The following is a 25,024-nucleotide window of genomic DNA, read 5'->3' on the forward strand; positions in this document are numbered from 1 at the left end:
CCCCTGGCGGCGAGCCCGGTGAGGTCCTCGGCGCCCGAGACCGGGTGCGGCTGCTCGCGCCCCTGTCCCGGGACCCGGCCACTCCCCCATCCAGCGCACGACTCGTCCCGCAGCGAGCGCGCCAACCCAGCGGTCAACTCCCCGCCTTCAGCGCACGACCGCCCCGCAGCGCACGCGACGCACCTGAGGACCCCGGGCCCAGGCCTGGGGCCTGGGCCGCACAAAACGACGCCGTAGGAACCGCCTCGCATGGCGCGACTCGCCCCTCCGACGGGACCGGCCGAGAGCAGAACCAGCCGGCTCAACGTCACCGAGACACCGCTGGTCCGTCGCTCAGCCACAAGCAGGCCCGTCGCAGCCAGGCCCCGTCACGTGGTGCACGAGACCATCCAGCAGCGACACCCGCTTCTGTGGAACTCGGAAGCAGTGCGCCCGACTGCCGGAACACACCACTGCGGCCGGGGCCGGGGCAAAGCTCGCCGACTCCGACTTCGACTCCCACCCCGACCTCAACTCCGACCTCGACTCCCACCCCGACCTCAACTCCCACCCCGACCTCAACTCCGACTTCGACTCCCACCCCGACCTCGACTCCGACCTCGACTCCCACCCCGACCTCAACTCCCACCCCGACCTCAACTCCGACCTCGACTCCCACCCCGACCTCAACTCCGACTCCGACGCCGACGCCGACCTCGACCGTGGCCGCCGGGTCCCCACCCCGCCGCGGTTTCAATGCTCGGCAAGGTGCTCCGCCAGCCGGTCGAAGAAGTGACGCCAGCCCGCCGCGGCGCCTGCGGCGTGCTCGGCGTCCGTGTTCACACCCTGCTGGCGCATCGTCATCTCGGTGCAGCCGTCGCCGGTCGGCTTGAACATCACGCTGACGGTCGAAGCGACGTCGCCGGTCGTGTTGTCGGGGTCGCCGGTCGTCATGACGAGCCGGGCGGGTGCGTCGAGCTCACGGTAGAAGCCGCCGAGCGGATACTCGTTGCCGGCGTCGTCGAGCATGACGACCTGCCACGCGCCACCCGGCCGGGTCTGCATGACGATGCGGTCCTCGGGCGTGGTGAACTCCCGCGGCCCGAACCACTGGCTGAAACCGGCCGGCGTCGTCCACGCCATGTACACACGTTTCGGCTCTGCGGGGAGCCTGCGGGTGATCGAATACTCAACGGTGTTCACGGCGTGCTCCTTGCGAGAGTGGAGAGCCGGCACGTCGCCGGCCCTCCACGTGCGATCAGGCGTAGACGGCTGCGAGCCACTCGGACCAGGTGCCCTCGGCGGTCGCCTGGTCGATGTCGGCGAAGATGTGGTGGCCGGTGAGGATCATTCCGCCGCCGCCCACGAACCGCAGCAGCGCGTCGTCGGTGCGCACGCCCAGGAACCCGGGCTCCAGGGCCACGTCGACCACGCCGACGATGTCCCGCCCGCCGACGGTGAACTGCGCCTTGTCGCCCTCGCTGACCGGCCCGGTCAGACCGACGGCGCCGACGATGCCGGCCCACGCCTGCTCCTGGTCGGACTGCTGCGGTCCGAACGCGGTGACCGGCACGGCGGCACGGCCCGGGAAGTGCACCAGGTACTGCTCGAGCGTGCGCAGGTAGAGCGGGTTGCCCTTGCGCAGCGCGTCATACTGCTCCTCCCAGTCGCCGGTCATGATGCCGCTGTGCACCAGCCGCAGTGCGGTGCTCCCGCCGTCGCGGCCCTCGACGAGATACTCGAACGCCATGAACGCGCCGTCTTCGGCGGGCGCGCCCTTGTACGCGAAGCGGTGCGGAGGCTCCCACGCGGTCACCGTCGACTCGGCGGTGAACCCGGGCATCGTGAGCGTCCCGCGGCCGCCGACGCGCGGCTCGACCTCGGTCCTGCCCATGAACCAGGAGTCGATGCCGGGGCCGGTGGCGATCGCGTCCCAGACCTGCTCGGGCGTGGCCGCGATGGCGATGTCGTGGGTGAGCTCGAATTCGTGCGACATGTCAGGACTCCTCGGTCTGTGAGCGGTGCTGGCTTTCGATCTGGACGTCGATGTCGGCGTCGACGGCTGCCACGTCCATCGGACGGCCGCCCTCCGGACGCAGGCTCGGATGGATCGCGACGATGACCCTGTGGTCACGGCCGCCTTCGGCGTGCTCGTCGTGATATCGGCTCACCAGCGCGGCGACGGCCGCGGTCAGCTCCTGGGCGAACGCGGCCCGGTCGGCCGCGGAGGCGAACCGCACGGTGCCGTCGAGCGCGAAGGTGGCGACCGGCTTGCCCGCCCGGGCCGCCCCGGTGATGAGCGTGCCGACCTCCTTGACGAGCCGGGCCGCGACAGCGAGCAGCCATCGCGCGGACAGCCTGTCGGGCGACTTCGCCGGGTCGGGCGCCACGGCCGAGAGCGCCGTCGGCGAGATCACGAACGACGCGGCCGCGGCTCGCAGCACGCGCTCCGTGACGTTGCCCTTGCGTCGCTCCTCGACCAGCTCGACGAGCCCGTGCGCTTCGAGCGTCTTGAGGTGGTAGTTCACTTTCTGCCGGGGCAGGCCGACGATCGCCGCGAGGCTGGTCGCCGAGTGCGGCTCGACCAGCAGCGACAGCAATCGCGCCCGGATCGGGTCCAGCGCCACCTCTGCCGCGCTGGCCTCCTCGATGACTCCCACTTCGAACATGCGAGAACCGTACCCGCCGAAAACTCGAACTGTCAAGACAAGAAAAATTGTCGGACCCCATCGCTACAGTGACCGCTGTGACATCGCAGGTGCGGGGACCGCGGGTCTCCACCATCGAGTTGTTCTTCGACCTTGTCTTCGTCTTCACCGTGATGCAGCTGGCCAACGTGTTCGTCAAGCATGTGGACGCGACCTACGCGCTCCGGGTGCTGCTGATGCTCGGCATCATCTGGTGGATGTACGGCGGCTACGCCTGGCTGACCAACGCGGTCGCGCCCAGCAGCACGCTGCGCCGCACACTCCTGCTCACCGGGATGGCCGGCTTCATGGTCATCGCCCTGTCCATCCCGTATGCGTTCGACGGCGACGGCTGGGCCTTCGGCGTGGGGTATGCCCTCGTCACCGTCGTCCACTCCGCACTGTTCCTGCAGGCCGACGACAACGCCTCGATCGGCACCGCGATCGCCGGGCTGGCCCCGATCAACGGCACCGCCGCCCTCATCGTTCTCGCAGGCGGGTTCCTCGGCGGCGCTTGGCAGTACGGGCTGTGGACCGCGGCGCTCGTGCTGGTCGTCGCCGCGCCGTACCTGCAACGCAGCATGGGGATCTGGATGATCGACGCGGGCCACTTCGCGGAACGGCACGGGCTGGTCGTCATCGTCGCCATCGGCGAGTCGGTCATCTCCATCGGCCTGGCCTTCGCCGGCATGCACATCGACCCGGCGGCGCTGCTCGTGGCGTTGCTCGGCCTCTGCATCGCGTACTACCTGTACTGGAACTACTTCTCCGGCGACGAGACCCGCGCCGAGCACGCGCTGCACGCCATTGCCGAGCCCGTCCGCAAGGCCCGGGTCGCCTGCAGGGAGCGCAGCAGCACCACCTGCTGCGCGGTCGGCAGGTCGATGAGGGCGCCGGCGGGGGACGGCAGGTGGCAGGCGGTGCGGATGCCGGTCTCGGCCGCCAGGCGGGAGAGCTGGCGGCGGACCGCGGCGACGAGGCCCGCGGTGTGCAGGTCGGCGGGGCTGAGGGCGGCGACGAGGGCGCGCGCCTCGGCCAGGTTGTCGCGGGCGGTGCCGACCACCTGCTCGAGGCGGCGCGCGGTCTGCGCGGGGTCGGCGGCCGCGGCCTGGGCGAGGGTGATGATGCTCGTGAAGCCCTGCGCGAGGGTGTCGTGGATCTCGGCGGCGAGGCGGGCCCGCTCGGTGAGCACGCCGGCCTCGTGGGAGAGGCGGGCGACCTCGGCGCGGCTCGCGGACAGCTCGGCGATCATCGCGGCCCGCTCCTCGTTCTGGTCGGCGAGCCGGTCGATGTACGTGCCGGAGACGATCGCGAAGGCGAGGCCCAGCACGGTGAGCGGGATCAGGCCGTGGACCCGGGTCAAGGTGCCGTCGCGCAGGTAGGCCAGCGGCACCGGGACCAGGTCGAGGACGGCGACGACCGCGATGGCAGGGCGCAGCGGGAGCGCGGCGAAGAGCATCGCGGCCCATGCGAAGAGCGCGAACGCCGCCGTGTGGTCGAGCCAGACCGCGGTGAGGTGCAGCAGCGCCAGCACCGCCACGAAGAGCGGCGTGGCGAACTGCACGAGGCGGAACACGAGATACCAGCCGAGGCACGCCACCACCAGCACGCACGCGAGCACGGAGCCGGGAGGGTCGGCCAGCATGAAGCCGACGACCGACCCCACGACCGCCACGTGCAGCGCGTCCCACAGGCCGAACGTCACCGGCGCGACCAGCGGAACGTCAGCAGGCTCAGAACCAGGCCGATCAGGCACCACGCCCCCAGGACCAGGGCGGTCTTGCCGGGCTCCCATGAACCTGCCACCTCCTGCGCGGCGAGGGCGTCGGGCAGGAACACCGAGCGAAATCCCTGCCCCATCCACTTGACGGGGAACAGCGCCGAGACGTTGATCATCGCCGATGGCAGCGCGGCGATGTGGACGAAGATGCCGGACGTGAACTGCAGGACCAGGACAGGCAGGTTGAGCACCGCCGGGGCGCTGCGGGCCGAGCGGGCCAGCGACGACGCGGCGATGCCCAGCAGAGTACAGGCGACCACCGACAGAACCAGGAGCCAGCCGAACGTCAACCAACGATCAACACTCAAGGACACCCGCAGGTCGAAGAGCAGCACACCGACCAGCAGGAGCAGCAGCACCTCGAAGAGGGCGGCGAAGAAGACCAGCACGATCTTGCCGATGAAATAGGCGCCGGCGGTGACGGGCGTGCCGCGCAGGCGTTTGAGGGTGCCGTCCTCGCGGTCGACGGCGATGCCGACGCCCATGGAGATGAACGCGGTGGACAGGATGCCGTAGGCGATCATGCCGGCGGCGAACACCTGGCTGTGCGTGGTCGGGGACCCCGGCGAGACGGGCGTGTCGAAGATGAGCCCGAGCAGGATCGTGAGCAGCGCCGGGAACGCAAACGTGAAGATGACCGCGTCCTTCTGCCGGATCAGCTGGAGGACCTCGACGAAGCCGCGGGAGCGGCCCATGGCGAGCGTGGACGGCATGGTCATGACCGGGCTCCGATGAGGTCGAGGTAGACGTCTTCCAGGCTGGGGCGGCGGATCTGGAGGTCGAGGGCGTCGGGCGGCAGCGCGGCGACGACGCTGTTGGGCGAGTCGGTGCGCACCTCGTGCAGGCCGGTGCCGTCGCGCCAGGTGACGGTGGCCTGCGCCCGGGCCAGTCCGCCCACAGTGGATGGTGTACCGGCGGCCACGATCCGCCCGCCCGCGATGATGGCCAGCCGGTCGGCGAGCGCCGCGGCCTCTTCGAGGTAGTGGGTGGTGAGCAGGACCGTGGTCCCGTCGGCGGCGAGGGAGCGGATCAGCGCCCAGAACTGCCGCCGCGCCTCGGGGTCGAAGCCGGTCGTCGGCTCGTCGAGGAAGACCAGGGCCGGGTTGCCGATGATGCCGAGCGCGACGTCGACGCGGCGCCGCTGCCCGCCGGACAGCGTCCGCACCCGGGCGCCGGCCTTGTCCGACAGCCCGACGAGGTCGAGCACGAGCGAAGGGTCGCGCGGAGCAGGGTAGAAGCGCGAGTAGTGCCGGACGGTCTCGCGAACCGTGAGGTCGGCGGCGTCGGTGGCGGTCTGCAGCACGATCCCGATCCGGGACCGCCACCGGCGGCCGGCGGAGAACGGGTCCTCGCCCAGCACCCGTACATCACCGGAATCGCGGCGACGGTGGCCTTCGAGGATCTCGACGGTGGTGCTCTTGCCCGCGCCGTTGGGCCCGAGCAGGGCGAAGATCTCCCCGGGCCCGACGGCGAGGGAGATCCCGTCGATGGCCGGGATGCCCCCGTACGCCTTGCGCAGCCCGTGCACTTCGATCGGTGTCATGAGGACATCGAAACGCGTACACACCCTGCCGCGGGACGACCGGAGGACTGAAGCCGGCTGTCAACCGGTCGGTGGACAAGCGCCGAGCCGGAGGACCTGGGCGGGTAGGTCCTCCGGCTCGGCAGGGGATAAAGCGCTAGAGGCTCGTCACGTAGATGATCTGGTTGGCCGTGTTGGCCGGACCACCCGTGTTGTTGATGACGTGGTTGATCGTGCCGACGCCGCCGAGCGAGACGCTGACCATGTTGCGCAGCGCGACGCCCGCCTTGACCGGGACCTCGAAGGAGCGTTCGCCGACGACGGCCGGGTTGGCGTTGAAGTAGCAGTAGCTGCCCAGCCCGTACGCCTCGTGCGTGGTGACGGCGTCGGCGACCTTGTAGGCGGCCCAGCCCCGGGTGGAGCCGTTCATCCAGGCGGCCTGGTTCGGCGGGTCGTAGGGCATCTCGTTCTGGAAGAAGTACGTGCGGCCGCCGTTGCCGTTCCAGATGACCTGGTACTGCTGGTAGTGCTCGACGAACAACCCGTACATCGTGACGTTGTTGCCGTTGACGACCATGCCGTTCTGGCCGGTGTTGATGTTCCAGCCGTAGGTGCCGGCGTTGCCGTGGTCGGCGCGCCAGATCCACATGTGGTCGCCGATCACGTTGTTGCTGTTGACCTGCAGGCTGACGGTGGCCTTGCCGACGTGGGCGCCGCCGACGCGGAAGTACACGTCGTGCAGCGAGGTCGGGTTCGCGGCGTGCGAGGCCGAGGAGCCGGCCGGGCCGAGCTCGACGAGGGTCGGCGAGTTGACGGTGCCGGCGTCGATGAGCAGGCCGGCGAGCTTGACGCCGTCGACGTCGGCGACCTTGATCGCGGTGACGCCGTTGTCCGGCACGAACGTGGCGAGGCCGAGCCCGAGGACGACCGTGTTCGGGTTGTTCACCTGCAGCGGCGCGTTGAGGTGGTAGACGCCGGGCGTGACGAGCAGGTGCCGGCCGGCGGCGAGCGCCGCGTTGATCTGCGCGGCGGTGTGCCCGGGGCGGACGATGAAGAACTGGTCGAGGGAGATCGACGAGCCCGCCGGAGTCTTGCCGAACCAGCTGGTGCCGGTCGTGTTGCTCTGCAGCGCCGGGACGAACACCCGGTAGGTGCCGGTGCCGTCGATGTAGAGGAACGGCTTCTCCCGCTGCAGCGGCGTCTGGTTGATCACCGTGTGCGACGGGTTCGGGAAGTGCGGCGGCGGGGCGCCCTGCACGCCCTGGAAGACCATGTTCCACACGGAACCGGCCCAGCTGCCGAGCTCGCTGTTGCGGGTGTACCACTGCTGCTGCGAGCCGGACACGACGCGCCCGTCGACCTTCGTGTCGGCCATGAGGCCGCCGGAGGACCAGCCGTCGCCGCCGTTCCAGAGCTGGATCTCGTTGTTGCCGCCGCGCAGGTGCATGCGGCGGTACTGCACGGCCTGCGAGACGGCCCAGCGCTCGACCTGCACGCCGTTGCCGGTGTTCGGCAGGGTCACGGACAGGTTCTCCGCGCCGCGCCAGAAGTTCTGGGTGGCGTTGCCGCCGAACCAGGTGGCCTCGGCCCGGACGTGGCCGTTGATGTTGACGTCGTCGGGCGAGAACCCGAGGCCGGCGACCTGGGTGTAGAAGCCGACGTTGGCGTCGACGGTGTGGTTGCCGGGCTTGAACAGCACCGCGTAGCGCTCGGTGCCGAACTGGTTGGTCTCCTGGCCGGCGAAGATCTGGTTGAGCCGGGCCTGCGCGGCGGCCTGCTGCGACGGGTCGAAGACGGAGACGTTGGGGCCGAAGTTGGGGTTCTTCGGGTCGGGCGTCTCGATCGGCCCGCTGCTCGTGGGACCGCTGCTCGACGGGCTGGCGCCGCCCAATACGTACACCTCGAACTCCCACAGCGAGACGCCCCACTGCGTGGCCTTGGCGGTGGCGTTGACCCGAACATAGCGGCCGGTGCCGGTCACGTCGATCGTCTGGACCCCGCCGGTGCCGGTGGTGGTCGAGTGGATCGTGGTCCAGACGGCGTTGTCGCTGGAGACCTGGATCTGGAAGGCGTTGGCGTACGCGGCCTCCCAGCGCAGGACCACCCGGCAGAGCTGGTACGACGCGCCGAGGTCGACGGTGATCCACTGCGGGACGGAGGCGGCGCTGGCCCAGCGGGTGCCGGTGTCGCCGTCGACGGCGGCGCTGGCGGGCGTGCCGGCGTTCTCGGTCGAGGAGGCGGTGACCGGGCGCGTGATCGCGCGGTTCGTGGGGCCGCAGGTCTGGCCGGTCGGCGAGGACTCGCCGTACACCTGGAACTCCCACAGCGAGTAGCCGTAGGCGGTGTTGCGCTGGGTGCCGTACATCCGCACGTAGCGTCCGGTGCCGGTGACGTTCAGCGTCTGGGTGCCGCCGGCGCCGGTGGTGGTGCTGTAGACCTGCGTCCAGGTCGCGGCGTCGTTGGAGATCTGGATCTGGAACGCCTTGCCGGACGCGGCCTCCCAGTTGAGCACGACCTGCGACAGGGCGGCGGGCGCGCCGAGGTCGACCTGGATCCACTGGGGGTCGGCGAAGGCGCTGGCCCAGCGGGTGCCGGTGTTGCCGTCGGTGGCGGCGGTCGCCGGCGTGCCGGCGTTCTCGCTGGAGGAGGCGGTGGTGGGCTTGCCCTGCGACAGCAGGGTGGGTGCGGCGCTCGCGTTGGGCAGCGCGATCGCGGCGACGGCGGTGGAGAGCATCAGGGTGGCGGCGCCACCGAGCAGCCAGCGGCGCAGACCGTTGCGCCGCGGTGGCGCATCAGCGGGCGCATGCGCCGCGGGATAACGCGACAAACGCGGAAATTTCATGATCCTGCCTGTCAGTCGGGGGACGTGGCGGGGCCGTGAGCTGGGCGGACGGAACCGTGGGCGGTGACCTGTCGAGGCAAGGCGGTGCGTCGACGGTCGTCGACATTTTCATGTCGGGAGCCACACATGAGAGAGCGCTCTCTCAGAACCACGAGTGTTACGCCGAGGTTGCACCGGCGTCAAGACATACTTCGATCGCGACGTAAACAATCCCGTTTTGTCCGATTCCACGGACCGCCGGAACCGCCTCCCGACCTTGACGTCCAGGTGACGCACCACTTTAATGACGACATTATTTAAGTCCCGACAGAAACCAACTGGTCGCGGCAACACCCCGTTCGGCTGGGACCAGCACCACCTTCACCCCCCTGTCGAGCGTGCGACCGTCACGCCGCAGCCCCAACCCCTGCGGTCGCTTCGGCACGCCGGTCGGCACCCATCGAAAGGGCAGACACGTGCCGAGACGAAGGCTCGCGTTACTGATGGCGGCCGCCCTCCTGACCGGTTCGCTCGCCGCGTGCGGCAACCCCGTGGCGGACGCCAAGACCCTGACCTACTGGGCGAGCAACCAGGGCAGCAGCCTCGAGTTCGACAAGCAGACCCTGGCCCCCGTCCTGGAGCGCTTCGAACAGCAGACCGGCATCCACGTCAAGGTCGAGGTCGTGCCGTGGTCGGACCTGCTCAACCGGCTGCTGGCGGCGGCGACGTCGGGGCGCGGCCCGGACGTGGTCAACATCGGCAACACGTGGTCGGCGTCGCTGCAGGCGACGAACGCGCTGATCTCGTTCGACGCGGCGGCGTTCGACCGGATCGGCGGCCGGGACCGGTTCGTGCCGGCGGCCCTCGCCTCGGCGGGCGCGCCGGGCAAGGCACCGGCGGCGGTCCCGCTGTACTCGCTGTCGTACGCGCTCTACTACAACAAGCAGATGTTCGCCGACGCGGGCATCAGCAAGCCCCCGGCGACGTGGGAGGAGCTCGTCGAGGTCGGCAAGCGCCTCACCAACGGCAAACAGTGGGGCCTGGCGATCGAGGGCGCGAACCTGTCGGAGAACGCGCACCATGCGTTCACGTTCAGCCAGCAGTACGGCGGCGAGTGGTTCGACCTGAGCGGCAAGCCGACGTTCGACACGGACCAGAACGTCAAGGCGATCAAGCGGTACATCGACCTCATGGCCGTCGACAAGATCGTCAACCCGAGCAACGCCGAGTACGCGAAGAACGAGTCGCTGTCCGACTTCGCCAACCGCAAGGCGGCGATGCTGCTGTGGCAGGCGGCCGGCTCCGCGTTCCAGGCGCAGGGCATGCGCCCCGAGGAGTACGGCATCGCGCACGTGCCGTTCCCGGCGAACCCGCCCGCCGGCGGCCGGAAGGTCAACAGCATGGTCGCCGGGATCAACATCGCGGTGTTCCGGCACAGCAGGAACCTGGAGGGCGCGATGGAGTTCGTGAAGTTCATGACCAGCGACGACGAGCAGGTCGCCCTCAACAAGGTGTACGGGTCGCTGCCGTCGGTCAAGGGCGCGCTCACGAACCCGGCGTTCCAGGCGCCGGAGCAGAAGATCCTCGCCGAGGTGCTCGCCTCGACGGCGTCGCCGCTGCCGCAGGTGACGACGGAGAGCCAGTTCGAGACCCTCGTCGGCGCGGTGATGAAGGAGCAGTTCGCCAACGCGGCGAACAACAAACCGATCACCGAGGCCGCCATCCGGGCGAAGCTGAAGGCCGTCGAGCAACGGATGAAGGCATGACCGCGCCACGGTCGGCCCGGGGGTCGGCGACCGTCCCCGTCCGCCGGCCCATGCACGCCGCGCCGGACGTGCGGCAGCACCGCGGCTCCGCCCCCAACGCCGCGCCGCGGCGGGCGAGCACGCCCGCGCAGCGCCGGAGGCGGCGGCTGCGGTCCAAGTACCTGCCGTACATGCTGGTCCTGCCGGCCGCGTTCCTGGAGATCGCGATCCACGTCGTGCCGATGCTCGTCGGCGTGTGGATGAGCCTGCTGGAGCTGACCCAGTTCCACATCCAGGACTGGTCGACGGCGCCGTTCGTCGGGTTCGGCAACTACAGCGCGACCCTCGACGTCAACAGCGAGACCGGCAAGGCGCTGCTGCACTCGTTCGGCATCACCGTGCTGTACACGACACTGTCGGTGGCGATCTCGTGGCTGTTCGGCCTGTCGGCGGCGGTGTTCCTGCAGCGGCCGTTCCGTGGCCGGGCGCTGCTGCGCACGCTGTTCCTCACCCCGTACGCGCTGCCGGTCTACGCCGCCGTCATCACCTGGGGGTTCCTGTTCCAGCGGGACACGGGCCTGGTCAACCACGTGCTCGTCGACCAGCTCGGGCTCGTCGACGGGGAGCGGCCGTTCTGGCTCATCGGCGAGAACAGCTTCTGGGCGCTGCTGGTGGTGTCGGTGTGGCGGACGTGGCCGTTCGCGCTGCTGTGCATCACCGCCGGCCTGCAGAACGTGCCGACGGAGATGTACGAGGCGGCCGCGATCGACGGCGCCGGGTTCTGGCGGCGGATCACCTCGGTGACGCTGCCGTCGCTGCGGCCGATCAACCAGGTGCTGCTGCTGGTGCTGTTCCTGTGGACGTTCAACGACTTCAACACCCCGTACGTGCTGTTCGGCGGCTCCGCGCCGCCGGAGGCGGATCTCATCTCGATCCACATCTACAACAGCTCGTTCAGCACCTGGGACTTCGGCACGGGCTCGGCGATGTCGGTGGCGCTGCTGCTGTTCCTGCTGCTGGTCACGGCCGTCTACCTGTTGATCACGAACCGCAGGAGGATCCATGCGTGAGGGCCGGGGCGAGCGGATCGCCCGCTGGATCGTGCTGACCTTCCTGGCCGCGTTCGTACTGACGCCGCTGTACGTGATGGTGAGCTCGGCGTTGAAGCCGCTGCAGGACGTGCAGGACTACTTCACCTGGTTCCCCTCGACGCTGACGTTCCAGGCGTTCGTCGACATGTGGAGCACCGTCCCGCTCGGCAACTACCTGCTCAACAGCGTGATCGTGGCGTCGGTCGCGGCGGTGTTCTCGGTGGTGATCGCGGTCTTCGCGGCGTTCGCGATCAGCCGGTACCGCTTCCGCGGCCGGAGCGTGTTCTCCGTCGCGGTCCTGTCGACGCAGATGTTCCCCGGCATCCTGTTCCTGCTGCCGCTGTTCCTCATCTACGTGAACCTCGGCACGGCCGGCGGCGTCGACCTGTACCAGACCCGCCTGGGCCTGGTCATCACGTACCTGACGTTCTCGCTGCCGTTCTCGATCTGGATGCTGGCCGGCTACTTCGACTCGATCCCCCGCGGCCTCGACGAGGCGGCGCAGGTCGACGGCGCCGGGTCGATGCGCACCCTGTTCACCGTCATCCTGCCGACCGCGGTGCCGGGGATCGTCGCGGTGACCGTCTACGCGTTCATGACGGCGTGGGGCGAGGTGCTGTTCGCCTCGATCATGACGGACCAGGACAGCCGGACCCTCGCCGTCGGCCTGCAGGCCTACTCCACCCAGTTCCAGGTCTACTGGAACCAGGTGATGGCCGCGTCCCTGGTCGTCAGCGTCCCGGTCGTCGCCGGGTTCCTGGCGCTGCAACGGTACTTCGTGGCCGGCCTCACCGCCGGCGCGGTCAAGTAGGGCACCGCGCCGGCGGCACGGTCACGCGAGCCGCCGGCGCGGCCGAGCAACGCGCAAGCAGCCCCCGTCCTCAACCACCAAGAGGAGAACCGTCCCGTGCTGGATCTGTCCAACCTCCCACCGAACTTCATCTGGGGGTCCGCGACCGCGGCGTACCAGATCGAGGGCGCCGTCACCGAAGACGGCCGTGGACCGTCCATCTGGGACACCTTCAGCCATGCGCCGGGCAACGTCGACAACGGCGACACCGGCGACGTGGCCTGCGACCACTACCACCGCTGGCCGGAGGACATCGCGCTGATGCGCCGGCTGGGCCTGGCGGCGTACCGCTTCTCGGTGGCGTGGCCGCGGGTCATCCCGGCCGGGACGGGCGCGGTGAACGAGGCCGGCCTGGACTTCTACGACCGGCTCGTCGACGGGCTGCTCGAGGCGGGCATCCGGCCGTTCGCGACCCTGTACCACTGGGACCTGCCGCAGGCGCTGCAGGACCGGGGCGGCTGGCCGGAGCGGGCGACGGCGGAGGCGTTCGCGGACTACGCGGCGGTCGTCGCGGGCCGGCTCGGCGACCGGGTCGCGGACTGGAACACGGTCAACGAGCCGCTGTGCGTCTGCTGGATCGGGCATCTCGAGGGCCGGATGGCGCCGGGCGAGCGGGACCTGACCCGGGCGGTCCGCGCGTCGCACCACGTGCTGCTCGGCCACGGCCTGGTCAACCAGGCGATCCGCGCGTCGGCGCAGCTGCCGCCGGCGGTCGGGATCGTGCTGAACCTGAGCCCGACGGAGCCCGGCAGCGACCGGCCGGAGGACGTGGCGGCGGCGCGGCGCGCCGACGGGCACATCAACCGCTGGTGGCTGGACCCGCTGCACGGCCTCGGCTACCCCGCGGACATGCTCGACACGTACCGGGTGGAGGTGCCGGTCCGCGACGGCGACCTGGAGCTGATCGCGGCGCCGACGGAGTTCCTCGGCATCAACTACTACTTCCGCCAGGTCATCGTCGACGACCCGGGCTCCCACGCGCCGAACGTCGCGCAGATCCCGGTGCCGGGCTCGATCGAGACGGCGATGCCGTGGGAGGTCTACGCGAAGGGCCTGGAGGACATCCTGGTGCGGGTCGCCGAGACGTACCGGCCGCGCAGCATCCTCGTGACGGAGAACGGCTCCGCGTGGGCGGACACGGTCGAGCCGAACGGCGACATCCAGGACAAGGAGCGCGTCGACTACCTGGAGCAGCACCTGGACGCGGTCCGCAACGCGGTCGTCCGGGGCGCGCCGGTCGACGGCTACTTCGCCTGGTCGCTGCTGGACAACTTCGAGTGGGCGTACGGCTACGACAAGCGCTTCGGGCTCGTCCGGGTCGACTACGACACGCAGCAGCGCACGATCAAGGCGAGCGGCCACCGGTACGCGGAGCTGATCCGGAGCCACCGGGCCACTCATCAGTCCGGTCAGCAGGCAGGGCACGATCCGGTGATTTAGGGTCGAATGTGGCGCTGCCGGGTATGCAACACGGCAGCGCCACGCCACCTGCGACCGAGGAGACGTGATCATGAGCTCTGAAACCGCGAGCTGGGACCCGGCACCGGACGAGGAAGGCCAGCTGTCGGCCCAGGACACCCTGTCGGACCGCGGCCTGGACGACGCCCTCGACGAGGGGTATTCGCCGCCGGAGAAGCCGCTCGGGTTGAACGCGTTCGGGGTCACCCAGGCCGAGGCGCAACGGGGCGAGTCCTGGGACCGCCGCCTGCGGCAGGAGGAGCCGGACCCGGTGGCCCGGCCCGACCTCGACGACTACGGCACGACGACCGAGTCCGGCGAGTTCTTCGACGCGGGCGAGGTCGGCGACCGGCGGGCCGGGCGGCTCGTCGCCCCCGACGAGGGCTGGGGCGAGGACGAGGAGAAGGACGAGATCGGCTCCGACGTGGGCATCGACGGCGGCGCGGCGTCGGCCGAGGAGGCCGCCATGCACATCATCGAGCCCGACCTGCGCTGACGCCGTACAGTGGCGGCGAAATAACCAAGAGCGACCATCGCCACCGCGCCCGGCCACAGCACATACCATGCGGTGAGGGCGAGCAGCCCGACCACACACAGCAGCGCCACGACCGCGACGCGTCGGGACCAGCTCCCGACCGGCAGCAGCTTCACCGCGGCCGCCGTCCCCAGGACGTACACGACGACGAACGACGCGGTCGTGGCCAGCAGCAGCGGCTTCGCCCCGACGCCCAGCGGCCCCGCGACGGCGAGGCACGCGCCCGCGAGCCCGGCGACCACGGCCAGTGACCGGCGGGGCACCTCCCCCGCGCCCGCGCCCTTGGCGAGCCACGCGGGCATCGCCCCGTCACGGCCGAGGGCGGCGCCGAGCTTGGCGGCGCCCGCGAAGTAGGCGTTGACGGCACCGGCGGTGAGCAGCAGCGCGACGACCGCGGTGAGGATCTTCACGTCGCGGCCGAGGCCGATGGTGAGCAACTCGGCGAGGGGCGCGGCCACGGTGCCGGCGCGCGGGCCGAGGACCAGCTGGCTGGTGGCGGCGACGAGCAGGTAGAGCACGCCGACGACGGCGACGGCGATCCAGGTGGCGCGGGGCACGTCGCGGCGCGGGTGGCGGTAGTCGGCGGCGAGCGACGTGAGCGCCTCCCAGCCGGCGAACCCCCAGACGAGCACGGCCATCGCGGGCCCGATCGCGAGCCAGCCGTGCGGGGCGAAGGGCCGCAGGTTGGCCAGGTCGGCGTGCGGCAGCGCGGTGCCGACGGCGAGCAGCAGCAGCGCGGCGAGGATGCCGGCGAGCCACAGCTGCGCCTTGCCGGACACCTTCACGCCGCCGAAGTTCAGACCGGCGACGACGACGATGAGGGCTCCGGCCGTGAGCAGCGTCGTACGGTGGCCGCCGCCGACGACCGCGGTGACGTAGGCGGCGCCGAAGCCCGCGGCGGGCAGGAACCCGACGGGGACGGCGGCGTAGAAGATCCACCCGACGACGGCGGCGGCACGCGGGCCGAACGCCGCGCCGACGTACGTGGAGACGCCACCCGCGTCCGGATACCTGGCGCCGAGCGCGGCGAACGTGGCGGCCAGGGGCGCGGACAGCACGACGAGGGCGAGCCACGCGACGAGCGAGGCGGGGCCGGCGACCTGGGCGCCGAGGGCGGGCAGGGCGATCACGCCGGTGCCGAGGACGGCGCCGACGGACAGGGCCGCGCCTTGCTTGACGGTGAGCATACGATCGACGCTAGGCCCGGGTTTGGCCCGGTAGAAGTACCAATATCCTCCTACTTGGAGTGGGCCAAGTTGGATCTGCACATCACGCTCGGCGGCCGGGGTGACCAGGCGACCCGCATCTACCGGCAGGTCCGCGACGCGATCCTCGACGGGCGGCTGCGGGCCGGCGAGCGGGTCCCGCCGAGCCGGGAGCTGGCGCGGGACCTCGCGGTGTCGCGCAACACGGTCGCCGTCGCCTACGACCGCCTCGTCGGCGACGGGTTCCTGGAGGGGCGGGCGGGCGCGGGCACGTTCGTGGCGATGCCGCCACCGGCGTCCGGGTCGCGCCGCGCCCCGGTCGGCGCGCTCCGCCCGTCGCCGCGCTTCACCTTCCGCGAGCGGCCTTCCGTCGCTCCGGCGCGGTACGACCTGCGGGCCGGCCACCCGGACGGGGCCCTGTTCCCCCTCGCCACGTGGCGGCGCCTGCTGACCCGGTCGCTCAGCGCGTCCCCCGTCTACGGCGAGCCGGCCGGCCTGCCCGCGCTGCGGGCCGCGATCGCGCGGTCGGTGGGGCTGTCCCGGTCGGTGCGCGCGTCGCCGGAGGACGTGCTCGTCACCAACGGCGCCCAGCAGGGCCTCGACCTCGTCGGACGGGTCCTGATCGAGCCGGGCACGGTCGTCGCCGTCGAGGAGCCCGGCTACCCACCCGCGCGCGAGGCCTTCGAGTCGCTCGGCGCCCGCGTCGTGCCCGTCCCCGTCGACGGGTCGGGCCTGGTCGTCGACGCGCTCCCGAGGTCGGCGCGGCTGGTGTACGTCACACCCTCCCACCAGTACCCGCTCGGCGTCCCGATGACGATGCCGCGACGGTCGGCGCTGCTCGGCTGGGCCGAACGGCACGGCGCGGCGATCGTCGAGGACGACTACGACAGCGAGTTCCGTTACTCCGACCGCCCCCCTTTCGCGGTGCTGGAGCCGCTGCAGAGCCTCGACCGGGCGGGCAGGGTCGTCTACGTCGGCTCGTTCGCCAAGACGCTCCTGCCCGCGCTGCGCCTCGGGTTCCTGGTCGCACCCGCGTCGCTGCGGCCCGCGCTCGTCGCGGCGAAGCGCCTCACCGACTGGCACGCCGAGCCCGCCGCGCAGGCCGCGCTCGCCTCGTTCATCGACGACGGGCAGCTGCGGCGGCACGTGCGGTCGGTGACGCGGGTGTACGCCACCCGCCACGACCTCGTGACCGCCGCGGCGCGCGGGGTGCTCGCCGACCGGTTCACGCTCGTGCCGTCGTCGGCGGGCCTGCACGTGACGCTCCTCGCCGCCCCGCACGTCGACGTGCCGCGGGTCGTCGCGCGGCTGCGGTCCGCGGACGTGGCGGTCGAGCGGCTCGCCGGCTTCTTCCTGGAGCCCGCGCCGGTGGACGGGCTCGTCGTGGGGTTCGGCATGATCGGCGCCGACGACCTGCCCGTCGCCCTCGACCTGCTCGACCGATGCTCCTCTGACCGGCCGACAGACCTCCCGTGACGGCTCCGCTATCTTGGACGGATGCTCGTGCGCCGCGCCGCCGCCCTGACCGCGCTCACGATCTGCCTCACCGGCTGCGGCTCCTCGCCGTCGAAACCGGCTCAGTCCGCCGCCCCTTCGGCGTCGTCGCAGGCACCAGCCTCCGCATCGCCGTCCGCGGAGGCGGCCGCGCCCGCCTCCGCGGCGCCCGCCCCCGCCGGCATCCCCACGATCACCTACACGAAGGCCGCGACCGGGTTCCCTGCCGACCCCGACCAGTCCTCGACGGTCCCGCTGACCGAGGCGGCGCACCCCACGGCGAAGCTCGCCGCCTACGACGCGCCCGGCGGCACCGCCCGCGCCTACCTGACCCCCGACATCAGCGGCGTGCCGCTGGTCATGCCGATCGTCGCCCGGCGGTCCGGCTGGGTCGCGGTGCTGCTGCCGTCGCTCAACCGCAGCATCGGCTGGCTCCCCGAGGGCGGCTGGAACAGGGTGCCGCTGCACGACCAGCTCATCGTGCGGCGCGGCGCGTTCACGCTCACCTGGGTCCGCGACGGCGCCGTCCAGCAGACGTGGACCGTCACCATCGGCGCGCCCGAGACCCCGACGCCGCTGGGGCGCACGTTCGTCCTGGGGCGTTCGTCGCTGCCGAGCAAGGTGTACGCGGGGCTCGACGTCCTCGCCCTCGGCGCCGTCCCGGACGACAAGGGCGCCGTCGCGGAGGGCCTGGCGGACGCGCACACCGGCATCCACGCCTGGTACCGCAACGAGTTCGGCTTCCGTCGCTCCAACGGCTGCGTCCGGATGCCGCCGGCCGCGCAGCAGGCCCTGCTCGACGCGGTCCCCGCCGGCACCAGCGTCGTCGTCCTGCCCTGATCCTTGCTCCGCCTTCTCTGATCGGTCGGCTTCGCTCGGTCGGCTTCGCTCGGTCGGCTTCGCGCGGTTCACTGGCGCTTCACTCGCGACGGCTTACCGTAGGGAAGGTGATCCGTACAGTGGCACTGATTGGTATCGACGGCGCCGGCAAATCCACCCAGGCCCGGTGGCTCGCCGACTGGCTCGACGCGAGCGGCACCCCCGCCCGCTACCACCGCAACGCCGCCGGACGGGTCTTCTTCGGCCGGCTCGCCCAGCGCCTCGGCCGCCGCGACGCCGAAGACCTGCTCGGCGTGCGGCTCTTCCTGCTGGTGGAGACGCTGCTGCGCGGCCTGGTCATCACGAGGGCGCTCCTGGTGTCCCGGCTGACCGGCACGGTGGCCGTCATGGACCGGTACACCTACTGCCAGTACACCAGCATCACCGTCCGCAAGGGCAGGCTCTGGCCCGCGCGGCTGCTCTTCCGCCTCCTGCCGCAGCCCGACCTGGTCTTCTACCTGGCGGTGCCGCCGCCCGTGGCCCAGGCCCGGGTCGAGGCGCGGGGCAAGGACCACGAGGAGCTGGACTACCTGACGGCCTGCGACGAGGCGTACCGGGCACTGCCGGAAGCTCCCCGGTTCACGATCGTCGACGCCGGCACCGACCCGTCGACGGTCCAGACGACCCTGCGCGCCGCGCTGCGCCCCGACCTGCTGCCCGGCGCGACCCAGCAGCCCCCGGCCCGCAGGACCTCCCACCTGCTTCCGATCGGCTGACCACCCGCACCCCTGCTCCCCACGGGCCTGGCCTGCCCGGCACGGATCTTCGGCGCTGCCGGCCGGTCCACCGTCGCGGCGCCTCGCGGCCGGTCCGCCAGCGCGGCGTTTCGGTGGACGCCGCCTCGCGGGCCGCCGCTCGCACGGCTGTCCCGTTCGGGTGACCTGCTCGCCTGTCGGAGAGCCGGCAGCTCGGACGCCGGTTAGCGTCGATGTCTCGGGCCCCGCGGGCATCCGAGCACGACGAAAGGAACGCGCGTGTTCTCCACCGGCGACGATCCCGCGGCGCGACTGCGACACGAGCTGCACACCCCGTTGACGTCGATCCTCGCGTACACCCGGCTGCTGCGCGACGACCTCGCCGGCGCCCCCGCCGCGGAAGCCCTGCGCGAGGGCGTCGCCTGCCTCGACGCCATCGACCGCAACGCGGTCCGCCTCCAGCGCTACGTCGACGGCGTCATCCTCCCCCTGGCCGCCGTCGACGAAGACCCCACGGGCACCCACCGCGCCGGCGCCACCGACCTGGTCGCGGTGCTGCGCGACGCCGTCGACCTGGCCCGCCGCGTGGCGGTCGCGGCAGCGGTGAGCATCCACGCGGACGCGCCCGCTACGGTCCCGGTCGCGGTCGACGACCTCGTCTGCCGGCACCTCGTCGGCCAGCTCGTCCTGTGGCTCGCGACAACCGCACCGAGCCGCGCCCACATCGAGATCGCCCTGCGCGCGGACCCCGTGCCGGCCATCGACGCGAAGATCGTCGCCCACGGCGAGCTGACCGCGCCGCACCCCCGCCCCAGCGACCCGCAGAAGCCCACCGACCTGCGCGTGGCGAGCGCCGTCGCCAGCCTCTGCGGCGGCGAGGTCCGCCTGGACGAGACCTCGTTCCGCCTCACCCTGCCCGCCAGCGTCCTCGCAACAGCAAGCCGCCTGTCCCCGTAGCGCGCGACTCCCCGTAGCGCGGCTGGCCGCCCTCTCGTGTACCTGCTCGGTCCGGGCTCCCCGCAGCGCGGCTCCCGCAGCGCGGCTCCCGCAGCGCGCGACTCACGTCGCTGTGGCAGCAGTTCACCGGGGCGATGGACGGCAGCTGCCCCATCCGTCTGTGCCCGGCCAAGCGACCGTCCGCTCCAAGACCTTCCTCGCCGGCCTCCCCGCAGCGCGCAACTCCCCGCAGCGCGCAACTCCCCGCAGCGCACAACTCCCCGCAGCGCACAACGCGCGGGCGTCACGCAGGCGACCGTCGCGCACAGCGCGTGCGGGCGTCGCGCTCGCGCACAACGTGCGTCGCGCGGGCAGGCGTCACATCGATCGGGGGGTCACCTGAGTCCGTGGCTGGGCTGCTCGCTGGCGGCGCCTGCTGTCAGGCACAGGCTCGGGTCCGGTGACCGGCGGGCCTTCTTCGTCGACCGTAACACTGCCCACCAAATCATGGATGCGGAGCGAATCCAGACTGTCGCTTCCCGTCACGAACCGTTCGGAACCGCAGGTCAGAGGTCGACGATGCCGTCGAGCTCGCCGATGGTACGGCGGACCGTGGGGCCGTGGGAGGTGAGCAGACGGGCCTCGTGGCGGTGGGCCTCGGCGACGGCGTGGGCCAGGCCGAGGCTGCCGTTGAGCCGGGACGCGAGCCGTCCGAGGCCGACCGCGTCGCCGCCGTCGAGCGGGGCGACCGTGGCCGTGCTGAGGAGGGTGTCGAGGCGGGCGAGTTCCTCGGCGTACGCGAGCTCACTGCGCGTCTCGGCCAGCGACACCGCAGGCACCACGACCGTGCCGCCGTCGGCGAGGACGAGGCTGACCAGGTCGGCGACGCCCGTGTCGCCCTGCGTGTACGCGAGCACCGCCGCAGGGTCGAGCACCAGCCCGACGGGGCCGCTCATGACCAGCCCATGAGGTCGCGGACCTGCTCACGGGACTCGGTACGGGCCTCGGCGGTGACCTTGGCGCCCGCGTCGTCGAGCCGCTTCCTGGCGCGGGCGCGGCGCTCCCGGTCAGGTCCGGAGTCAGGTCCGGACTCGGCGGCGGCACCGGCACCAGGGTCGATCTCGGTCATGGCGTGACCGTACCCCTTAACATCGATCGCCGCGGTCCCCCGAAACGCCGATGGCCCGTAACGGCCACCGGGCCACCGAAGCGGGCGGGTGGGACAGCGGCAGGTCGGGTCAGCGGCTGTGGGAGCGGAACGCGACCGGGTCGAACCGGCCGTACAGCAGCGGCGCGAGCCAGTGCGCGGCCTCCCGGCGGAACAGTGCCGGGGCGAGCGACCCCGCACCGTCCGGCACGGCGCCGACCAGGTCGCCGTCGAGGTCGTGCAGGTTGGTCCGGTGGACCAGCTCCGGCTCCGCCGGCCACGTGCCGAGGACCACGACCGCCGGTACGTCCCGGTGGGCGAGGGCCTGCAGTGTGAGCGCCGCGTGGTTGAGGGTGCCGAGGCCGGGACGGGCGACGACCACGGCGGTGGCGCCGAGCGCGGCGGCGAGGTCGAGCATCGTCCAGCCGCCCTCCCCCATCGGCACGAGAAGCCCGCCGGCGCCTTCGATGAGGGTGACGTCGTGCTCTTCCACGATGGTACGAAGGGCGAGCTGCGCCATCACCGCCGTCAGCGGGTCGTCGCCGGCGACCCGGGCCGCGGCCAGCGGGGCGAGTGGGTCGGGGAAGCTGGCGAGCGTCCGCACCGTGACGGGCTCCGCGAGCCGCGAGACGGTCGCGGCGTCGGGCTCGTCGCCGTCGGCGGTGCCGGTCTGCGCGGGCTTGACGACCGCGACCCGCCGCCCCGCAGCGGTCGCGGCGGCGGCGATGGCGGCGGTGACGATGGTCTTGCCGACGCCGGTGTCGGTGCCGGTGATGACGACGGCCCCGGTGATGGGCTCGGTCTCCGCCGGGGTCACGTCCTCCGACAGCACCGCCTCGGAGCGCAGCGCCTCCGACAGGAGGGCCTCAGCGGGCGAGACGTCGTGGTCGGCGATGCGCGGATCGCTCAAGGCACGTCCTTCACGGGCGCCGGGGGGTGGCGCGGTTCGGCCGGCACACCCTTCAGGGGCGGTTCGGCTGGTCGGCACGCCCACACAGGGCGCTTCAGGTCAGCGTGGCAAAGGGAACGCACCGGCCGCCTCGCAAGCCGCTCGGGCCGGCCAGCACGGCAGAGCGGTGGACCCGGCGGTCGGCACGCCGTTCAGCGGCGCCGCTGACGGCACCACCTCTCAGTCGCCGGCGGCTCAGGTCACGGGCCGCCCTTCAGCAGTGGCCGCGGCGCCTGCCGGGAGCGTGCGGGGTCGGCCGCGCGCCGCCCGTCAGGGGCGCTCCTTGACGACGATGTCGAGCGCGTGCTCGAACGCCGCCGGTGGCACGCCGACGTTGACGGTGAGCCGAAGGCGCGACCGACCGTCCGGTGTGGACGGTGGGCGGAAGCAGCCTACCGCGACCCCCCGCTCACGACAGGCGGACGCCCACGCGAACGCCTCGTCGGCGCTCGGCGCACCGACGGAGATCACCCCGCCGGACGGGTCGGAGACCTCCAGGCCCTCGCCGCGCAGGCGGCTGACCGCGGTCGCGGCCCGGGCGGCGAGCTCGGCCCGCAGGTCGTCGCCGGCGACGAGGAGGTCGAGGGCCGCAAGGGCGCCGGCGGCGACGGCGGGCGGGAGGGCGGTGTCGTAGATGAACGTGCGGCCGGTGTCGACGAGCTGCCGCCCGAGCTGGTGCGGGCCGGCGATCACCCCGCCGGCGGCGCCGAGCGACTTCGACAGGGTCGCGGTGACGATCACGCCGGGCAGCCCAGAGAGGCCGGCGGCGGCGACCCCACCCGCACCGCGGGGACCGATGACGCCGAGGGCGTGCGCGTCGTCGACGAGCAGCAGCGCGCCGCCGGGGTGCGTCTGGCAGGTGGTGTACAGCGCAGCGAGCGGCGCAAGGTCCCCGTCGACGGAGAACACGCTCTCGGTCACCACCACGGCGGGCCGGTCGGGCGAGGCGGCGAGCAGCACCCGGACGGCGTCGGGGTCGGCGTGCGGCGCGACGACGGTCTCGGCACCCTTCGAGGCGCTTCCGGCGCAGGCGAGCCGGCAGCCGTCGACGATCGAGGCGTGGTTGTGCGCGTCCGACACCACGAGCGTGCCGGGCCGCACCAGCGCGCGGATGGCGCCGAGGTTGGCGAGGTACCCGGACGAGTACACGAGCGCGGTCTGCGTGCCGAGCAGCCCGGCGAGTCCCGCTTCGAGGGCCTGGTGCGCGCCGGTGGAGCCGCGGACGAGCCGCGAGCCGGTCGCCCCGAGCCCGTAGTCGGCGAGGGCCCGGGCCGCGGCGGCGAGCACGTCGGGGTGCCGGGACAGGCCGAGGTAGTCATTGCCGGCGAGGTCGATCACGTCGTCGTCGGCGCCGCGCGGGCGCAGCTCCCGGCGCAGCCCGGCAGCCTGCCGACCGGCGGCCTCAGCGTCCAGCGTGGACAGCCAGGATCCGTCGCGCACTCCCGCACCCTCCCGTTCTCGTTGTAGAACCTCTACGATGCCGTTTGTGCGATGTGCACAACATAGCCGACCACCTTCGGGCGGACCGCCCGACCCTAACGTTTTGTAAGGTACGAGCATGCTTGATGCTGCCAAGGCTGTCGTGGACACCGGAGTCGGGCTCGACCTCGAGGGCGTGCTCGCCGTGCTGCGCTGCTCCGACGAGGAGCTGCCCGACTATCTCGCGATCGCGCACGAGGTACGGATGACGTGGTGCGGCCCGGAGGTCGAGGTCGAGGGCATCGTCTCGCTCAAGACCGGCGGCTGCCCCGAGGACTGCCACTTCTGCTCGCAGTCCGGCCTGTTCACGTCCCCGGTCCGCGCCGTCTGGCTCGACATCCCGTCGCTGGTCGAGGCCGCGAAGCAGACCGCCGCGACCGGAGCCACCGAGTTCTGCATCGTCGCCGCCGTCCGCGGCCCCGACCAGCGGCTCATGACGCAGCTCGCCGACGGCGTCGCCGCGATCCGCGCCGCCGTCGACATCAACATCGCCGCGTCGCTGGGCATGCTGACCCAGGAGCAGGTGGACCAGCTCGCGGAGTTGGGCATCCACCGGTACAACCACAACCTCGAGACCGCGAAGTCGCATTTCCCACAGGTCGTCACCACCCACACCTGGGACGAGCGGTGGGACACCCTGCGCATGGTCCGCGACGCCGGCATGGAGGTCTGCTGCGGCGGCATCCTGGGCCTGGGCGAGACGGTGGAGCAGCGGGCCGAGTTCGCGATCCAGCTGCAGGAGCTCGACCCGCACGAGGTCCCGCTCAACTTCCTCAACCCCCGCCCGGGCACCCCCCTCGGCGACCAGCCCGTCCTGGACCCGAAGGACGCGTTGCGGGCCATCGCCGCGTTCAGGCTCGCCCTGCCGCGCACCCTGCTGCGGTACGCCGGCGGCCGCGAAATCACCCTCGGCGACCTCGGCACCCGCGACGGCCTGCTCGGCGGCGTCAACGCGGTGATCGTCGGCAACTACCTCACAACCCTGGGCCGCTCCGCCGACCAGGACCTGGCCCTGCTCGACGAGCTGAGCATGCCGGTCAAGGCCCTGTCGGCAACGCTGTGACCGCCCCCGTGCCGAGCATCGACACCGCCACCTGGTGCGACCGCTGCGGCGAGTCTCTCACCACCGCCGCCCCACACCCGGCATGCGCGGCGGCCCGGCAGCTGGAGCCACCCCGCTTCTGCCCACAGTGCCGCCGCCGGATGAAGGTCCAGGTCCTACCCCAGGGCTGGTCCGCCACCTGCGTCGAACACGGCGAAACCCACAACTGACCCCAGACCCCGACCCCCAGCCCGGACCAAGCCCCCTGGCTCGGCCCACCACTGCGGCGAGACCCTCACCGCCGCCGCACCACACCCGGCGTGCGCGGCGGCCCGGCAGCTGGAGCCACCCCGCTTCCGCCCACAGCGCCGCCGCCGGATGAAGGTCCAGGACCTACCCCAGGGCTGGTCCGCCACCGCCGACACAGACGTTGATCAATGCCCGACTTTGCGGCATTTGTCACATCGACGCTGCGCGATCCACCCCCAAAACGATCACTGAAATCGCGGTGGATCGCGCAACGTCTATGGCGAAAATGGAACATATTCGGGCATTGACCAACGTGCGTGCCGGGGGGCGCGCGACACGCCAGAAGGCGGCCCGACGGAGGCCAAGAGGGCGTCCGGCCCAGGTCAAACCAAGGGCAGGCCGAGGTCGGGAGGAGATCAACCGGAGGCCGGAGTGGCGGCCAGGATCAGGGCAAATCACACAATGCCATGGCGCAACAGGG

The 25,024-nt window shown here is 71.9% G+C and carries 22 protein-coding genes and 3 pseudogenes; 13 read left to right on the forward strand and 12 right to left on the reverse strand.

The window, feature by feature from the left end:
• Positions 1 to 732: 732 nt before the first annotated feature.
• The 3 genes from ABZ321_RS31280 to ABZ321_RS31290 are packed head-to-tail and all read right to left on the reverse strand — an operon-like array spanning position 733 to position 2,648.
• Complete coding sequence (locus tag ABZ321_RS31280; RefSeq protein WP_344503998.1) at positions 733 to 1,182, reverse strand: SRPBCC domain-containing protein; 450 nt, start codon at positions 1,180 to 1,182, stop codon at positions 733 to 735.
• Between the two features lie 55 nt (positions 1,183 to 1,237).
• Entirely contained in the window at positions 1,238 to 1,975 is a 738-nt protein-coding gene (locus ABZ321_RS31285) for an SRPBCC domain-containing protein (RefSeq protein ID WP_354897961.1), read from the reverse strand.
• Between the two features lies 1 nt (position 1,976).
• Entirely contained in the window at positions 1,977 to 2,648 is a 672-nt protein-coding gene (locus tag ABZ321_RS31290; RefSeq protein WP_344503996.1) for a helix-turn-helix domain-containing protein, read from the reverse strand.
• Between the two features lie 152 nt (positions 2,649 to 2,800).
• Here ABZ321_RS31290 and ABZ321_RS31295 point away from each other — a divergent pair.
• Positions 2,801 to 3,418, forward strand: a pseudogene (locus ABZ321_RS31295) (low temperature requirement protein A); the annotation flags it as partial.
• A gap of 8 nt (positions 3,419 to 3,426) precedes the next feature.
• On the opposite strand, the gene ABZ321_RS31300 reads toward ABZ321_RS31295, so the two are convergent.
• The 4 genes from ABZ321_RS31300 to ABZ321_RS31315 form a co-directional block, all read right to left on the reverse strand.
• Positions 3,427 to 4,371, reverse strand: a complete 945-nt coding sequence (locus ABZ321_RS31300; RefSeq protein ID WP_354897964.1) for a histidine kinase — start codon at positions 4,369 to 4,371, stop codon at positions 3,427 to 3,429.
• Positions 4,368 to 5,165 (reverse strand): ABC transporter permease, encoded by a 798-nt coding sequence (locus tag ABZ321_RS31305; RefSeq protein ID WP_354897967.1) that lies wholly within the window; start codon positions 5,163 to 5,165, stop codon positions 4,368 to 4,370. Before ABZ321_RS31305 ends, ABZ321_RS31300 begins: the two co-directional genes overlap by 4 nt.
• Positions 5,162 to 5,989 carry an ABC transporter ATP-binding protein gene (locus ABZ321_RS31310; RefSeq protein WP_354897970.1) on the reverse strand — a complete coding sequence of 276 codons (828 nt, stop codon included), beginning with the start codon at positions 5,987 to 5,989 and terminating at the stop codon, positions 5,162 to 5,164. The genes ABZ321_RS31305 and ABZ321_RS31310 overlap by 4 nt, the downstream gene beginning before the upstream one ends.
• Positions 5,990 to 6,125: 136 nt before the next feature.
• Positions 6,126 to 8,702, reverse strand: a complete 2,577-nt coding sequence (locus ABZ321_RS31315; protein WP_354898109.1) for a discoidin domain-containing protein — start codon at positions 8,700 to 8,702, stop codon at positions 6,126 to 6,128.
• Positions 8,703 to 9,265: 563 nt separating this feature from the next.
• Here ABZ321_RS31315 and ABZ321_RS31320 point away from each other — a divergent pair.
• The 5 genes from ABZ321_RS31320 (at position 9,266) to ABZ321_RS31340 (ending at position 14,429) form a co-directional block, all read left to right on the forward strand.
• Positions 9,266 to 10,555, forward strand: a complete 1,290-nt coding sequence (locus tag ABZ321_RS31320; RefSeq protein WP_344503989.1) for a sugar ABC transporter substrate-binding protein — start codon at positions 9,266 to 9,268, stop codon at positions 10,553 to 10,555.
• On the forward strand, positions 10,552 to 11,604 hold the full coding sequence (locus tag ABZ321_RS31325; RefSeq protein WP_354897973.1) for a sugar ABC transporter permease: 1,053 nt from the start codon (positions 10,552 to 10,554) through the stop codon (positions 11,602 to 11,604). Before ABZ321_RS31320 ends, ABZ321_RS31325 begins: the two co-directional genes overlap by 4 nt.
• On the forward strand, positions 11,597 to 12,436 hold the full coding sequence (locus ABZ321_RS31330; protein WP_344503987.1) for a carbohydrate ABC transporter permease: 840 nt from the start codon (positions 11,597 to 11,599) through the stop codon (positions 12,434 to 12,436). The genes ABZ321_RS31325 and ABZ321_RS31330 overlap by 8 nt, the downstream gene beginning before the upstream one ends.
• A 96-nt stretch (positions 12,437 to 12,532) precedes the next feature.
• The gene (locus ABZ321_RS31335; RefSeq protein ID WP_354897976.1) at positions 12,533 to 13,915 is read left to right on the forward strand and encodes a GH1 family beta-glucosidase; all 1,383 of its coding nucleotides are present in this window, start codon (positions 12,533 to 12,535) and stop codon (positions 13,913 to 13,915) included.
• A gap of 70 nt (positions 13,916 to 13,985) precedes the next feature.
• The gene (locus tag ABZ321_RS31340) at positions 13,986 to 14,429 is read left to right on the forward strand and encodes a DUF5709 domain-containing protein (RefSeq protein ID WP_344503985.1); all 444 of its coding nucleotides are present in this window, start codon (positions 13,986 to 13,988) and stop codon (positions 14,427 to 14,429) included.
• 65 nt (positions 14,430 to 14,494) lie between these two features.
• Here the strand turns inward: ABZ321_RS31340 and ABZ321_RS31345 are convergent.
• A pseudogene (locus tag ABZ321_RS31345) lies at positions 14,495 to 15,655 on the reverse strand (amino acid permease); the annotation flags it as partial.
• A gap of 69 nt (positions 15,656 to 15,724) precedes the next feature.
• On the opposite strand from ABZ321_RS31345, the gene ABZ321_RS31350 reads away from it, so the two are divergent.
• From ABZ321_RS31350 to ABZ321_RS31365, 4 genes are all read left to right on the forward strand, one after another.
• A complete protein-coding gene (locus ABZ321_RS31350) occupies positions 15,725 to 17,149 on the forward strand; it encodes a PLP-dependent aminotransferase family protein (RefSeq protein ID WP_354897979.1) in 1,425 nt (474 codons plus the stop codon).
• 21 nt (positions 17,150 to 17,170) lie between these two features.
• Positions 17,171 to 18,007 carry a L,D-transpeptidase gene (locus ABZ321_RS31355; protein WP_354897982.1) on the forward strand — a complete coding sequence of 279 codons (837 nt, stop codon included), beginning with the start codon at positions 17,171 to 17,173 and terminating at the stop codon, positions 18,005 to 18,007.
• Positions 18,008 to 18,126: 119 nt separating this feature from the next.
• Complete coding sequence (locus ABZ321_RS31360) at positions 18,127 to 18,762, forward strand: thymidylate kinase (RefSeq protein ID WP_354897985.1); 636 nt, start codon at positions 18,127 to 18,129, stop codon at positions 18,760 to 18,762.
• 258 nt (positions 18,763 to 19,020) lie between these two features.
• Complete coding sequence (locus tag ABZ321_RS31365) at positions 19,021 to 19,698, forward strand: histidine kinase dimerization/phospho-acceptor domain-containing protein (RefSeq protein WP_344503981.1); 678 nt, start codon at positions 19,021 to 19,023, stop codon at positions 19,696 to 19,698.
• 545 nt (positions 19,699 to 20,243) lie between these two features.
• Here ABZ321_RS31365 and ABZ321_RS31370 read toward each other — a convergent pair.
• The 4 genes from ABZ321_RS31370 to ABZ321_RS31385 form a co-directional block, all read right to left on the reverse strand.
• Positions 20,244 to 20,633, reverse strand: coding sequence for a PIN domain-containing protein (locus ABZ321_RS31370; protein ID WP_354897988.1), 390 nt, complete (start codon positions 20,631 to 20,633; stop codon positions 20,244 to 20,246).
• Positions 20,630 to 20,806 (reverse strand): hypothetical protein, encoded by a 177-nt coding sequence (locus ABZ321_RS31375; protein WP_354897991.1) that lies wholly within the window; start codon positions 20,804 to 20,806, stop codon positions 20,630 to 20,632. The genes ABZ321_RS31370 and ABZ321_RS31375 overlap by 4 nt, the downstream gene beginning before the upstream one ends.
• A 109-nt stretch (positions 20,807 to 20,915) precedes the next feature.
• On the reverse strand, positions 20,916 to 21,641 hold the full coding sequence (gene bioD / locus ABZ321_RS31380) for a dethiobiotin synthase (RefSeq protein WP_354898112.1): 726 nt from the start codon (positions 21,639 to 21,641) through the stop codon (positions 20,916 to 20,918).
• Between the two features lie 402 nt (positions 21,642 to 22,043).
• Positions 22,044 to 23,213 carry an 8-amino-7-oxononanoate synthase gene (locus ABZ321_RS31385; RefSeq protein WP_354897994.1) on the reverse strand — a complete coding sequence of 390 codons (1,170 nt, stop codon included), beginning with the start codon at positions 23,211 to 23,213 and terminating at the stop codon, positions 22,044 to 22,046.
• Positions 23,214 to 23,331: 118 nt separating this feature from the next.
• On the opposite strand from ABZ321_RS31385, the gene bioB reads away from it, so the two are divergent.
• The 3 genes and pseudogenes from bioB to ABZ321_RS31400 form a co-directional block, all read left to right on the forward strand.
• On the forward strand, positions 23,332 to 24,315 hold the full coding sequence (bioB, locus tag ABZ321_RS31390) for a biotin synthase BioB (RefSeq protein WP_344503977.1): 984 nt from the start codon (positions 23,332 to 23,334) through the stop codon (positions 24,313 to 24,315).
• Complete coding sequence (locus ABZ321_RS31395; protein ID WP_344503976.1) at positions 24,312 to 24,524, forward strand: hypothetical protein; 213 nt, start codon at positions 24,312 to 24,314, stop codon at positions 24,522 to 24,524. Before bioB ends, ABZ321_RS31395 begins: the two co-directional genes overlap by 4 nt.
• Before the next feature lie 82 nt (positions 24,525 to 24,606).
• A pseudogene (locus tag ABZ321_RS31400) lies at positions 24,607 to 24,795 on the forward strand (hypothetical protein); the annotation flags it as partial.
• Between the last annotated feature and the right edge of the window lie 229 nt (positions 24,796 to 25,024).

Source organism: Dactylosporangium sp. NPDC006015 (assembly GCF_040614215.1).
In the GTDB taxonomy this organism is placed as follows: domain Bacteria; phylum Actinomycetota; class Actinomycetes; order Mycobacteriales; family Micromonosporaceae; genus Dactylosporangium; species Dactylosporangium maewongense.

Bases quoted from the DNA above. Each gene is read 5' to 3' on its own strand.
- ABZ321_RS31340 (WP_344503985.1), top strand. From the start codon at position 13,986: ATGAGCTCTGAAACCGCGAGCTGGGACCCGGCACCGGACGAGGAAGGC.
- ABZ321_RS31355 (WP_354897982.1), top strand. From the start codon at position 17,171: ATGCTCGTGCGCCGCGCCGCCGCCCTGACCGCGCTCACGATCTGCCTC.
- ABZ321_RS31315 (WP_354898109.1), bottom strand. From the start codon at position 8,702: ATGCTCTCCACCGCCGTCGCCGCGATCGCGCTGCCCAACGCGAGCGCC.
- ABZ321_RS31305 (WP_354897967.1), bottom strand. From the start codon at position 5,165: ATGACCATGCCGTCCACGCTCGCCATGGGCCGCTCCCGCGGCTTCGTC.
- ABZ321_RS31370 (WP_354897988.1), bottom strand. From the start codon at position 20,633: ATGAGCGGCCCCGTCGGGCTGGTGCTCGACCCTGCGGCGGTGCTCGCG.
- ABZ321_RS31375 (WP_354897991.1), bottom strand. From the start codon at position 20,806: ATGACCGAGATCGACCCTGGTGCCGGTGCCGCCGCCGAGTCCGGACCT.
- ABZ321_RS31330 (WP_344503987.1), top strand. From the start codon at position 11,597: ATGCGTGAGGGCCGGGGCGAGCGGATCGCCCGCTGGATCGTGCTGACC.
- ABZ321_RS31290 (WP_344503996.1), bottom strand. From the start codon at position 2,648: ATGTTCGAAGTGGGAGTCATCGAGGAGGCCAGCGCGGCAGAGGTGGCG.
- ABZ321_RS31285 (WP_354897961.1), bottom strand. From the start codon at position 1,975: ATGTCGCACGAATTCGAGCTCACCCACGACATCGCCATCGCGGCCACG.
- bioB (WP_344503977.1), top strand. From the start codon at position 23,332: ATGCTTGATGCTGCCAAGGCTGTCGTGGACACCGGAGTCGGGCTCGAC.
- ABZ321_RS31310 (WP_354897970.1), bottom strand. From the start codon at position 5,989: ATGACACCGATCGAAGTGCACGGGCTGCGCAAGGCGTACGGGGGCATC.
- ABZ321_RS31325 (WP_354897973.1), top strand. From the start codon at position 10,552: ATGACCGCGCCACGGTCGGCCCGGGGGTCGGCGACCGTCCCCGTCCGC.